Source organism: Cyanobacterium sp. IPPAS B-1200, assembly GCF_001747005.2.
GTDB lineage: Bacteria > Cyanobacteriota > Cyanobacteriia > Cyanobacteriales > Cyanobacteriaceae > Cyanobacterium.
Window position 1 is genome coordinate 174,490 of record NZ_CP182899.1, and the last position, 12,244, is coordinate 186,733.

Sequence of the window (12,244 nt, forward strand, 5' to 3'; positions counted from 1 at the left end):
TATTAGTAATATAATACCTTTGTTTTAATAAACAAATTATTTAAAAACCTTACTCTAATCTTTGAACAAGAGTAAAACGTTTTACAAATAGTAATTTGATGGCAAATTATTCATGATTATAATTGTACATTAATTTTTCAGAATCTAATATTTCCGTATTACTTTAATTCTTAACTTTATCTTACTGATTATACAAAATATTTTAGTGACAAATCATTTAGAAAAAAATCTAGCATTAATAATTAAAAATTGTTGTACCATAAAAACAAAGTTAATTTTTTTATCATAAACCCTTCAAAACTAAGTAGTGATGTCAAAATATAAATAGGGGAAAATATACCAAAGGTACAAAACCATGGATAAAAAATTAGATAGTGAAAAGAAAAAAAACAATAGTTTATCCCTAGGCTTTCATAAAATTATTGTAAGTTTAGACTACCCAGAAAATAATAAAGAAGTCTATCAACAAGCCCTAGAGATAGCGAAAAATAATCATAGTGAATTAATGTTGTGCCATTGTTTACATGAGAATTTATCCCATAATGCCGATTTGTTAATGCCCTCTGTGGTGGGTAGTGGAATGTACACCTCAGAAGTGTGGGATGTAGAGCAAGAAATGTTAGAAAATAGTAAGAAAAAAATAAATGAATGGTTAGAATCGCTACAAGCTGAAGCATACCAAGCAGATGTTAGATGCGAATTTATGTGTCTGACTGGTAGTATTGCCGTAGAAATCTGTGAATTAGCAAAGGATTGGGAAGCGGATTTAATCGTTACTGGGCGCCGTGGTTTAAAAGGTTTAGGAGAGGCTTTACTAGGTAGTGTCAGCAACTATGTTGTCCATAATGCTCCTTGTGCTGTTTTGGTCATACAACATGGTACAAACAATTAATCATGAATAATTTTAGTTTGGCACGGTTGTTAAATTGTCTTCAATTCCTTACCATTGGCAGTCGAATAAAAGTTAATGTGACACAATAAAAGTTAATTATTAATATTTAAACAGTAAAAAAGTCTTTAAGAAAATTTAAGGAGTTTAATTTGTGAGCACGGCAACTTTAACATCTAGCTTTGACGTAACGGAAAGAGACACTTTTGATAAATACGTAATGAATACCTATGGGCGTTTTCCTGTAACTATCGAAAAAGGAGAAGGCTGTAAGTTGTGGGATACGGAAGGAAAAGAATATCTTGATTTTGTAGCAGGAATTGCTACTTGTACCCTTGGCCATGGACATCCTGCTTTAATTGAAGCGGTTACTGAGCAAATCAAAAAATTACATCATGTATCCAATCTTTACTATATCCCTGAACAGGGGGAATTAGCAAAAAAGATTGTAGAAAATTCCTGTGCGGATAAGGTTTTCTTTTGTAATTCTGGGGCTGAGGCTAATGAAGCGGCCATTAAGCTGGTGAGAAAATATGCCCATACTGTATTAGAATTTTTAGAAGAGCCTGTAATTTTAACGGCGAAGTCTAGTTTTCATGGACGAACTTTGGCGACTGTCACGGCAACGGGACAACCCAAGTATCAAAAGCACTTCCAGCCTTTAGTTCCGGGGTTTGAATATGTAAACTATAATGATATTCGTGCGGTAGAAGAAGCTATTACTGATATTGATGAGGGCGATCGCCGTGTAGCTGCTATCATGATAGAGCCATTACAAGGGGAAGGCGGTGTGCGCCCAGGGGATTTGGACTACTTCCTTAGACTCAGAAAAATATGCGATGATACGGGCATTCTTCTGGTGTTTGATGAGGTGCAAGTGGGAGTAGGACGCACAGGAAAAATGTGGGGCTATGAAAATCTGGGGGTTGAGCCTGATATTTTCACCAGTGCTAAAGGATTGGCTGGGGGTATCCCCATCGGAGCGATGATGTGTAAGGCTAGTTGTGATGTTTTTGAACCTGGCAACCATGCAAGTACCTTCGGCGGGAATCCCTTCGTTTGTGCTGCGGCTCTCAAGGTGCTAGAAACTGTCGAGAGTGGGGGTATTTTACAAAATGTTCAGGCCCGTGGAGAACAACTTAGAACCCGCTTAAGAGCGATCGCAACTGCCTATCCTCAAATATTTGAAGAAGTGAGAGGTTGGGGTTTAATTAACGGTATTGAAATCAAAGCCGATGCCGATTTAACCTCCATTGAAGTAGTTAAAAAAGCCATGGAAAAAGGTTTATTACTAGCCCCCGCAGGGCCTAAAGTAATTCGTTTTGTACCTCCTTTAATCATTTCCAGTGAAGAAATTGACCAAGGGGCTGATATTTTAGAACAAACCCTGAAGGATTTAGTCTAGTTGCATAGGGACGTTTGATGGAACGTCCCCCCAATCTCTTTATTAAGGATTAAGTTGTAAACTTTGACAATTATTCATCCTCAATTATCCATTAAATCTAATCTCTACCATCAAAGGATGTGGTATCTCCAGACCAGTTAAAATTACTGATGCGGAAATTTACTGAACCAATCTCCAAGACAGGGTTGTAACGTAAAAGAATACCATAGGCACGACGACTATATTCAAGAATATAATCGGTGCTAATGGCTTCATCGGTGTCGAGGTTAATAAAGGTTTGAAAACCAGCCCTCACAGGCCCATATACTTGTTGATTCAAGCCCACGGACAATACACGGGTATCAGCAAAACGATCAAAAAGAAAGGGGGAGTTACTGTTAGCTAAACCTTGGCTATAAGTAACATTAAAACTAGTATAATCAAAGGTTTTGCGGGAAAAGTTCCCAAATTGTCCTTGTAATCCCACACTGGCAGTTAATGAGCCTTGGGTATCTCCGTTACTGTAATAGTTACCGATGGCGGTTAAACCGTTGGTGACTGCCACAAAAGGGGTTAGGGGTGCAGGAGTATATTTTAACCCTTCATTAGGGGTTGGAGGCAAGGCTTCACCTCTCCAAAGGAAGATATTACCATTAATTAAGGCGGCGGCTTGGGCGCGGGTAAGGTTAGTTTCATTATCAGTGCGATCGCCATTACCCAACAATTCAACCCTATCCGTATCCGCCGTAATATTTTGCAGTGAACCTTGATAAACTAAACCATAACCACTATTCCCCAAGGGAATGTTAGGAGAAGTAATAATCGCCCCAATACTTCTTTCCACCGTCTGAAAACCTAAAGAGCCGTTAAATAACCTTTCTCTGCTGGTAAACTCCCCCGTTAAACGATAGGGGTTCGCCAAATCACCAATTTTATGGTTAAGGCTGATATTAGCCCGAAGACGATCATTAAAATTCTCCAAATCTAATCCCGTTAGGTGGGTAGTAGAAATTAACTCTGTGCGCTCACTGAAAGTAGCATCCAACTTCACCACCAACCCATAACTAGAAGGATTAGTCAAACCTCCATTATCTCCGGGATTAGGGATATTAGTATCTTCTACAGAATCAGGAAATAAAGCCCGTTGCACCAAAAATTGAGGGGTAATACTTAGAACAATATCATTCTCATCATAAATATTAAAATCCCTTTCAATAAATAAACCCCCCAAATCTTCCCCATCAAAACCCACCGAGAAAAAGAAAGGACGACGACGACGAGAGCTAAAAGTAAACTGGCTAAAAAACAGAGGTAAAGAAAGAGTTTGATCTAAAACCACCCTAGCATTATCAGCACTCAAGTCATCCCGAAAAGGACTAATATTAGTTAACCTCGCTTCACTAGCCCTCACCTCCAAATCAGGGGGGGAAAAAGGATCATTTGTCACCCTAATATTAAAGGCTTTCCAGTCCCGGCCATCAAAATCAACCCTTTCGGCTTCAAATCTAAGGCGAGTAATAGTTTCATCCTCTTGGGTAACGGGGATGCCCAATCGACTTTGTAGGGCTTCCAAGTCTTGCTCACTGCCCAAAAGGAGGTTTAGAGAGCCACTAGATTGTACTTGGGTAATGGGCTGATTTGCTCTGATTTGCCCAGAAAAGGGTAAAGAAGGTTGAACAATGGATGTATCTCCTATGTTGACATCCTCATCGAGACTAGGTTGAAAAATTGTCCCCCGAGCATTTTGGATAGTACCTTCATTTTGCACAAAAAAGTACTCGAAGCGATCGCCCCTTAAAATTTGTTCTCCCCTGACAAGGGATACATCCCCCTGCGCCACCGCAACTCTGGTATCAAGATTGACCGAAACCTGATCCGCACTCAACACCCCATTGGCAAAGCGAATTACTACATTTCCCCTCGCCGTCACTACATTATCTTGATCTGAAAATTCCTGTTCATCGGCGACAATTTCCACCACATTAGTTAAATCATCACTGATGATAGTAGAACTTTGGTTATCGGTTTCTTGGGCAACCTGAAAAGTATCAGAGTTTTTATTAAAATCAAACTGATATTTTTCTCCCCCCCTTTCCGTGGCAACTAATCGCACCGTCTCATCATCGATAGTCCGAACCGTTGGAGAATTAGTATTGGTGGTTTGTGCCACTGTCCATGAAGATGATTCCGAAATGGGTAGGTTTTGAAAAGGTAAATGACCTAAATTATATTCTAAATCTTGGGAAAACAGAGGAATTTCCTGATTATTTTCCGTAATGTCCATGGTTTCTTCCACCACAGGAATATTATTGTTGATGGTTGTCAACTCCTCCGAAAAATAAACATTAGTAGGGGAAAAGGCAACGAGGGAGCTAGTAAAAATCGGAATCATCTTTGTTAATTTTCCACTAAATTTTTTTGAGAGTGAGCCATTGTTATTTAACAACGTTTAATACTATATAGTCCAAAATTTCAAGACACGGAAAATTATACTAAATCATTAATCGAAATTTTTGGTTTGCTAGAATTTTGGTAACAGCATATCAATTTAACCCATATTTGAATTAACTTTTAATTACTATTCCCCATTCCTACTCAAACAAGTATTATAAGCATCTTCCCAAGGTTTATCGCAAATAATCTTAACATTTCTTGGAGAAAAAATAGGTCTAATGATAAGCTGAGTGTTGCACTAAAATTTGAGATAAAAAATATATATCTAATGAGCGATTTACCTCTTTTATTAAGGGTTGCAAGGGGAGAAAATGGCGATCGCCCTCCCGTGTGGATGATGCGTCAAGCGGGACGTTATATGAAAGTATATAGAGATTTAAGAGATAAATATCCCAATTTTCGGGAACGCTCAGAAAATCCAGATCTTGCCATCGAGATCTCCCTACAACCTTGGAGAGCATTTCAACCTGACGGAGTGATCATGTTTTCCGACATCCTGACACCCTTACCTGGTATGGGAATCCCCTTCGACATCATCGAAAGTAAAGGGCCCATTATCGATCCTCCCATCCGTAGTTTAGAACAAATCGAGAATCTACGCCCCCTAGATCCCGAAGAATCATTACCCTTTATAAAAACTATTTTAAAAACCCTTCGCTCCGAAGTGGGCAACAAATCCACCGTACTAGGTTTTGTAGGCTCTCCTTGGACTTTAGCCGCCTATGCCATTGAAGGTAAAAGCTCTAAAAATTACTCCATCATCAAGAGTATGGCATTTTCAGAGCCTGAAATATTACATAAATTATTAGGTAAAATAGCCGATGCGATCGCTGTTTATGTGCGCTATCAAATCGACTGCGGAGCGCAAGTAGTTCAACTATTCGACTCTTGGGCAGGACAACTCAGCCCCCAAGACTATCAAATTTTTGCCCTACCCTATCAACAAAGAGTAGTAAGACAAGTAAAAGAAACTCATCCCGACACCCCCCTAATTCTCTATATCAGCGGTAGTGCTGGAGTCCTAGAAAAAATGGGTCAATCAGGAGTAGATATTGTCAGCGTTGATTGGACAGTAGATATGGCCCAAGCCAGAGCCAGACTAGGAAAAGACATGAAAGTTCAGGGCAATATGGATCCAGGCACCCTATTCGGTTCCCCCGAATTTATCAAAGCCAGAGTCCATGACACCGTCAAACAAGCAGGAAATCAAGGACATATCATGAACCTAGGTCATGGTGTCTTAGTCGGTACTCCAGAAGACCATGTTAGAGTTTTCTTTGAAACCGCCAAAAGTATCCGCTACTAATTAAAAAAACATAAGTTTCCTTCTCCCCTTTCAAGGGGAGATGCCCAAGGCACAGGGGTAGAATTGACTAAAAAAAGCCCCTCTCCCGAAAGAGAAGGGTTACTATAAAAATTATTTACATGGGTTAAGGTGCGCTGGATAAATCAAAACAGTTAAGGGATATTAAAAACACCATTATCAACTATCAATTCTCAATTATCAATTCCCTTTAAACTACTTACCCATCCCTAACTGTTGAGCCTTTTGATATACCTTACCTTCAGTCAATAGAGAAGGAGCAATAACCACCTCAACCTGTTGCATTTCCTTGATGTCCTTGGCTCCTAAAGTACCCATACTGGTTTTGAGAGCGCCCAGTAAATTGTGAGTACCATCATCTAGTTTTGCAGGACCAGTTAAAATTTCCTCAATAGTACCAGTAGTACCTACATTAATACGAGTACCACGGGGCAACACAGGGCTAGGAGTTGCCATACCCCAATGGAATCCACGACCAGGGGCTTCGGCACTACGGGCAATGGGAGAACCAATCATCACCGCATCCGCACCACAGGCGATACATTTACAAATATCTCCCCCAGTGATAATACCACCATCAGCAATGATAGATACATATTTACCAGTTTCTCTGTGGAAATCATCCCTTGCCGCCGCACAATCAGCCACTGCTGTCGCTTGGGGAATACCAACCCCTAATACCCCACGGGAAGTACAGGCAGCCCCGGGGCCAATACCGACTAAGATACCCGCGGCTCCTGCTTTCATCAAATTCATGGCTACTTCGTAAGTAACACAGTTCCCGAGGAATACGGGCATGGGCATTCTTTCACAAAAACCAGCTAAATCCAAAGGATCAATAGATTCAGGGGAAAGGTGTGCAGTGGATACCACTGTGGCTTGAATAAAGACAACATCTGCCCCCGCTTCAGCTACCGCATCACCATAATTTGCAGCCCCTGCGGGAGTTAAACTAACGGCGGCAATACCTCCTTTTTCTTTGATTTCGGTAATTCTTTTTTTGATCAACTCAGGTTTTACAGGCTCACTATATAATTCTTGCATTAAGCCCACAAATTCAGACTTACCCACAGAGGCAATACGATCTAAAATAGGATTAGGATCTTCGTAACGGGTTTGGATGCCTTCAAGATTAAGCACTCCCATGGATCCTAATTCGGAGAGTAATACTGCCATTTTTACGTCAACTACACCATCCATGGCACTGGCAATAATGGGAATTTCTCTTTCAATACCCCCTAATTCTACTTTTGTATCTGCTAATATAGGGTCTAGGGTTCTCATCCCCGGTACTAAGGCGATTTCATCTATACCGTAAGCTCGACGAGCTGTTTTTCCACGACCAATTGCGATTTCCACTTTAATATTTATATTTTCTGCTATAAGTTATTTGCTTAGATTATCAAATTTTGACATCTTTAGGCAAGATAGGGATAATGGAGAGTTGATAATTGAGAATGGATAATGAGGAGTTATTAATTTTGTTGTGTTAAGTAATAAATATCATTGGCTTTTTTGTGAGTTTAGACCGCACTACGGAGCTTTAATTTTCCTAGGGTAAAGGGTTAGGATATAATTGTTGAGATAAATAAGTTAATAATTAATCAGGAGATATTAGATCATGACTGCTGAAAGTATGTTGTTTGGTGGTGCAATTCTTTGTTTTAGTGTTGTATTAGTAGGTTTGGCTTGGGGCTTTTTGCTTTTAAAAATTACTGGGGAAGCTGAATAATATTAGGTTTGGTTGGGTGTTAGGTTATTTTTGGTTATATAAATAAAAAATTTTTATGAAAATTGCTATTACCGGCGCCACGGGATTTGTGGGCAAAGAGTTGGTTAAAAAACTGGCGGTAAATCACCAAATTGTTGTTCTAACCCGTAATGTTGATAAGGCAAGATCGGCTTTTCCTAGCAACTTACAATCTAATTTGGAATATGTCAGTTATACCCCCAAACAGTCTGGAGATTGGCAAAAACAACTTGATGGTTGTGATGGGGTGGTTAATTTGGCAGGGGCTCCCATCGCTGAAAGATGGAATCCTAGTTATAAACAAGAAATTTTTGATAGTCGTCAGCTAGGTACGAGAAATATTGTTGAGGGTATCAAATCTTGTGAGCAAAAGCCTTCTTTTCTTATCAATGCTTCGGCGATAGGTTTTTATGGTACTAGCGAAACGGATACCTACACGGAAATTAGTCCTGCGGGGGATGATTTTTTGGCGAAGGTATGTGTGGCATGGGAGGAGGAAGCCCAGAAGGTGAAGGAAGCGGATGTGCGTTTGGTTATCTTTCGTCTTGGTATTGTTTTAGGAGATGGCGGTGCTTTGGCTAAAATGATTCCTCCTTTTAAAATTTTTGCAGGGGGCCCCATTGGAGAAGGAAAACAGTGGTTTTCTTGGGTTCATATCGATGATTTGATTAATTTATTGGTAAAGGCGATCGCCGATAGTAGTATCGAAGGAACATTTAATGCTACGGCTCCTTATCCTGTGACCATGACTCAATTGTGCAGTACTTTAGGGGAGGTGATGAATCGTCCCTCATGGTTGCCTGTCCCTGGTTTTGCCCTTGAGTTACTATTAGGAGACGGAGCGAAAGTGGTATTGGAAGGACAAAAGGTATTACCAGAAAAAACCATGGAGACAATGGGCTATAACTTCCAATATGCTGATCTCAAACCTGCTCTAAAGGACATTGTCGATTAATTAATAATTATCAAAAAATAACAAGTTACGGATATTAAGTGACAGAACAAAAATGGAGAAATCATTGCCTATCAATCATTCCCCGTTCTTTCCCTTCGGGAAAACATTTTTTCGACAACTGTATATAATTGTTGTGAAGAAAACTTGCGATCTCTGCTAAACAATGAGAAGATAAACGGTAAATTCTCTAACAATTTTTAAATTTAAAGTCAAATCTAGTAAAAAAAATAATTATGGTGGTTGCAACCCAATCTATTCAAGAACTTTGCGTTAACGCAATTCGTTTTCTCTCCATTGATGGGGTAGAAAAGGCTAAGTCTGGACACCCCGGTTTACCGATGGGTGCAGCTCCTATGGCTTTTGTGCTATGGGATCAATTCATGAAGTTTAACCCTAAAAATCCTCAATGGATTAACCGCGATCGCTTCGTACTTTCTGCGGGTCATGGCTCTATGCTTCAATATTCTTTGTTGCACCTATACGGTTATGATAGCGTAACTATCGAAGATATTAAACAATTTCGTCAGTGGAAATCTAGAACTCCTGGACACCCTGAAAACTTCGTAACTGCAGGGATTGAAGTTACTACCGGTCCTTTGGGTCAAGGTATTGCCAATGGTGTTGGTTTAGCCCTAGCAGAAGCTCATTTGGCGGCTAAATACAACAAACCTGACTGTACTCTTATTGACCATTACACCTATGTAATCATGGGTGATGGTTGTAATATGGAAGGTATTTCTGGGGAAGCGGCCTCTATCGCTGGTCACTGGGGCTTAGGTAAACTCATCGCTTTATATGATGATAACCACATCTCCATTGATGGTTCTACCGACATCGCTTTCACTGAGGATGTTTCCAAACGTTTTGAAGCCTACGGTTGGCACGTTCTTCATGTGGAAAATGGTAATAGTGATTTAGATGCGATCGCAAAGGCGATCGAAGAAGCAAAATCTGTCACCGACAAACCTACCATGATCAAAGTAACCACCACCATTGGTTACGGTTCTCCCAAAAAAGCCAATACCGCTGGGGTACACGGTGCCGCTTTAGGTGGTGATGAGGTAGATGCAACCCGTAAAAATCTCGGTTGGAATTACGAGCCTTTTGTAGTTCCCCAAGATGCTTATGATCATTTCAAAAAAGCTGGTGACAAAGGTGCTGATTTAGAAGCCCAGTGGAATGAAACCCTAGCTACCTACAAATCTAAATACCCCACCGAAGCCAAGGAATTTGAAACCATCACCTCTGGTAAACTTCCCGAAAATTGGGCAGATTGTCTTCCTACCTACACCCCCGAAGATAAAGCCTTGGCTAGTCGTAAACACTCTGAAATTTGTTTAAATGCTATTTCTGAAGTATTACCTCAGTTAGTAGGTGGTTCTGCGGATTTAACTCACTCCAACTTAACCCAATTAAAAATCTCTGGTGATTTCCAAAAAGGTGCTTACGAAAATCGTAACATCCACTTTGGAGTTAGGGAACACGCCATGGGTGCCATCTGTAACGGTATTGCCCTTCACAACACAGGTTTGATTCCTTACGGTGCTACTTTCTTGGTATTCACTGACTACATGAGAAATTCCATCCGTCTTTCTGCCCTTTCCGAAGCACAAACCATCTGGGTAATGACTCACGATTCTATTGCTTTGGGTGAAGATGGTCCTACTCACCAACCTGTTGAGCATGTAGCTTCTTTACGTTTAATCCCTGATTTAATGGTATTCCGTCCTGCCGATGGTAACGAAACCTCTGGGGCGTACAAAGTGGCGATCGAAACCAAGAAAACCCCTTCTCTCATGGCTTTAACCCGTCAAGGTTTACCTAACCTCGCTGGTTCTTCCATCGAGGGAGTAGCCAAAGGTGGTTATGTGGTAGCCTGTGGTTTTCCCCCCGAAGAATTAGATTTAATCCTCATCGGTACCGGTAGCGAAGTTTCTCTCTGTGTGGATGCCGCCGAAAAACTAAAAGCAGAAGGCTTAAAAGTTCGTGTGGTTTCCATGCCTTGTGTTGAACTATTCGACAAGCAAAGCGATGAGTACAAAGAATCTGTATTACCCAAAGCTATCAGAAAACGTATTTCCGTTGAAGCTGGTACCACCTTTGGTTGGGAGCGTTTCGTAGGTGATGAAGGATTATGTATCGGTGTCAACACCTATGGTGCATCTGCCCCTGGTGGAGTTGTCATGGAAAAATTTGGTTTCACTGTTGATAATGTTGTTGCTAAAGCTAAATCCATCCTTGGTTAATTTCTGTTAACTGATTAAAGTTTTTAAGTCACTAAGGGCAAAATTGACTATGATAAGTCAGAAGTCCTTAGTGGCTTTTTTGTTGATAAAAAATATGGTTTAATAATGGTGAATAAAAAAAAGATTGCAGTGTATGCCCCTTACTTTGCAGGAGGAGGTGCAGAAGCAGTAGAACTAGGAATAGTGGACGCTTTACAACATGATTATGAAGTAACTCTGTTTACTTTTGTGGATGTAAACATTAATAAGTTAAATCAATTTTATAGCACTAATATTATTTGTAGCAATATCAAAATAGAGTATATTTTATCTCGTCCCCTATCTAAGATAACAACCTATTTTTACGCAAATAATAAATTTTGTAGAGCTTTTATTCTTTACTCCGTTATTGCGAAAATGAAGTTTTATAAAGATGATTATGCTCTTTTAGTTTCAGGATATAATGCAGTAGATTTAGGAAAAAAAGGAATTCAGTATTTACATTGGGTTAATGTAGTGGATGGCTTAAATAATTTTTTAGCAAAAATATTTAACTTTTCAAAACAACAAATAAGAGAAAATATAACTCTAACGAATAGTCAAGTAACGGCCGAAAACGTCAAAAAAGTGTATGGTATTGATTCAACAGTGGTCTATCCTTGTGTCATGTTAGAAAACTCTCAAATCCCTTGGGAACAAAAAGAAAATGCTTTTATATGTAGCGGAAGATTAGTGATGGAAAAAGCTCCCCATCGAGCTTTAAATATGCTCAAGGAAGTCAGAAAAAGGGGTTTTAATATTAAGCTATATTTAACAGGGGGTACAAGTAGTATTTATAAAAGTAAATACTATCGTTTTTTAAAAAAGGTAGTTAAAGAAAATAGTGATTGGGTTATTTTATGTGAAAACTTAAGTTATCAAGAATATACCCAAGTATTGAATAAGTGTAAGTATGGTATTCATTTTAAGTTTGAGCCTTTCGGTATATCTGTAGCAGAAATGATGAAAGCGGGAGCAATTCCTTTTGTTAAAAGCAGAGGAGGACAAATGGAAATTGTAGGATTAGAGAATACGGAGTTATTTTTTGAGACGGAGAAAGATGGTGTGGAAAAAATTGTTAATGTCCTTAAAAGTCAGGAAAAAAAAGATAGATTAAGGAGTATATTGGACGGTCGAAAAAATTTATTTTCACAGGAAAAGTTTTATCGAGATATTAAAAATTTTGTAGATAGTTTTTTCGTTTAACCAACAATCTTGAGAATG

The 12,244-nt window shown here is 39.4% G+C and carries 9 protein-coding genes; 7 read left to right on the plus strand and 2 right to left on the minus strand.

Going from position 1 to position 12,244, the window contains the following annotated elements; translation table 11 throughout:
* Nucleotides 1-355: 355 nt before the first annotated feature.
* Together A5482_RS00785 and A5482_RS00790 are read left to right on the plus strand one after the other, a co-directional pair.
* Entirely contained in the window at nucleotides 356-892 is a 537-nt protein-coding gene (locus A5482_RS00785; protein WP_069789978.1) for a universal stress protein, read from the plus strand.
* Between the two features lie 151 nt (nucleotides 893-1,043).
* A complete protein-coding gene (locus A5482_RS00790; protein WP_069789977.1) occupies nucleotides 1,044-2,294 on the plus strand; it encodes an aspartate aminotransferase family protein in 1,251 nt (416 codons plus the stop codon).
* 97 nt (nucleotides 2,295-2,391) lie between these two features.
* Here the strand turns inward: A5482_RS00790 and A5482_RS00795 are convergent, their stop codons facing one another.
* The gene (locus A5482_RS00795; protein ID WP_069789976.1) at nucleotides 2,392-4,665 is read right to left on the minus strand and encodes a DUF3769 domain-containing protein; all 2,274 of its coding nucleotides are present in this window, start codon (nucleotides 4,663-4,665) and stop codon (nucleotides 2,392-2,394) included.
* A 330-nt stretch (nucleotides 4,666-4,995) separates the two neighbouring features.
* Here A5482_RS00795 and hemE point away from each other — a divergent pair, with 330 nt between their 5' ends.
* Entirely contained in the window at nucleotides 4,996-6,033 is a 1,038-nt protein-coding gene (hemE, locus tag A5482_RS00800; protein ID WP_069789975.1) for a uroporphyrinogen decarboxylase, read from the plus strand.
* Nucleotides 6,034-6,246: 213 nt separating this feature from the next.
* On the opposite strand, the gene A5482_RS00805 is transcribed toward hemE, so the two are convergent.
* Nucleotides 6,247-7,410: a GuaB3 family IMP dehydrogenase-related protein gene (locus A5482_RS00805; protein WP_069789974.1), complete on the minus strand. Its 1,164-nt coding sequence runs from the start codon at nucleotides 7,408-7,410 to the stop codon at nucleotides 6,247-6,249.
* A gap of 262 nt (nucleotides 7,411-7,672) precedes the next feature.
* On the opposite strand from A5482_RS00805, the gene petM reads away from it, so the two are divergent.
* The 4 genes from petM (at nucleotide 7,673) to A5482_RS00825 (ending at nucleotide 12,226) form a co-directional block, all read left to right on the plus strand.
* Entirely contained in the window at nucleotides 7,673-7,783 is a 111-nt protein-coding gene (petM, locus tag A5482_RS00810; RefSeq protein WP_069789973.1) for a cytochrome b6-f complex subunit PetM, read from the plus strand.
* 55 nt (nucleotides 7,784-7,838) lie between these two features.
* Nucleotides 7,839-8,756: a thylakoid membrane protein ThyD gene (gene thyD / locus A5482_RS00815; protein ID WP_069789972.1), complete on the plus strand. Its 918-nt coding sequence runs from the start codon at nucleotides 7,839-7,841 to the stop codon at nucleotides 8,754-8,756.
* 233 nt (nucleotides 8,757-8,989) lie between these two features.
* Entirely contained in the window at nucleotides 8,990-11,002 is a 2,013-nt protein-coding gene (gene tkt / locus A5482_RS00820) for a transketolase (RefSeq protein ID WP_069789971.1), read from the plus strand.
* Nucleotides 11,003-11,107: 105 nt separating this feature from the next.
* Nucleotides 11,108-12,226, plus strand: a complete 1,119-nt coding sequence (locus A5482_RS00825; RefSeq protein WP_446684787.1) for a glycosyltransferase — start codon at nucleotides 11,108-11,110, stop codon at nucleotides 12,224-12,226.
* The last annotated feature ends 18 nt before the right edge of the window (nucleotides 12,227-12,244 follow it).

Bases quoted from the DNA above. Each gene is read 5' to 3' on its own strand.
- thyD (WP_069789972.1), top strand. From the start codon at position 7,839: ATGAAAATTGCTATTACCGGCGCCACGGGATTTGTGGGCAAAGAGTTG.
- A5482_RS00825 (WP_446684787.1), top strand. From the start codon at position 11,108: ATGGTGAATAAAAAAAAGATTGCAGTGTATGCCCCTTACTTTGCAGGA.
- tkt (WP_069789971.1), top strand. From the start codon at position 8,990: ATGGTGGTTGCAACCCAATCTATTCAAGAACTTTGCGTTAACGCAATT.
- hemE (WP_069789975.1), top strand. From the start codon at position 4,996: ATGAGCGATTTACCTCTTTTATTAAGGGTTGCAAGGGGAGAAAATGGC.
- A5482_RS00795 (WP_069789976.1), bottom strand. From the start codon at position 4,665: ATGATTCCGATTTTTACTAGCTCCCTCGTTGCCTTTTCCCCTACTAAT.
- A5482_RS00785 (WP_069789978.1), top strand. From the start codon at position 356: ATGGATAAAAAATTAGATAGTGAAAAGAAAAAAAACAATAGTTTATCC.
- petM (WP_069789973.1), top strand. From the start codon at position 7,673: ATGACTGCTGAAAGTATGTTGTTTGGTGGTGCAATTCTTTGTTTTAGT.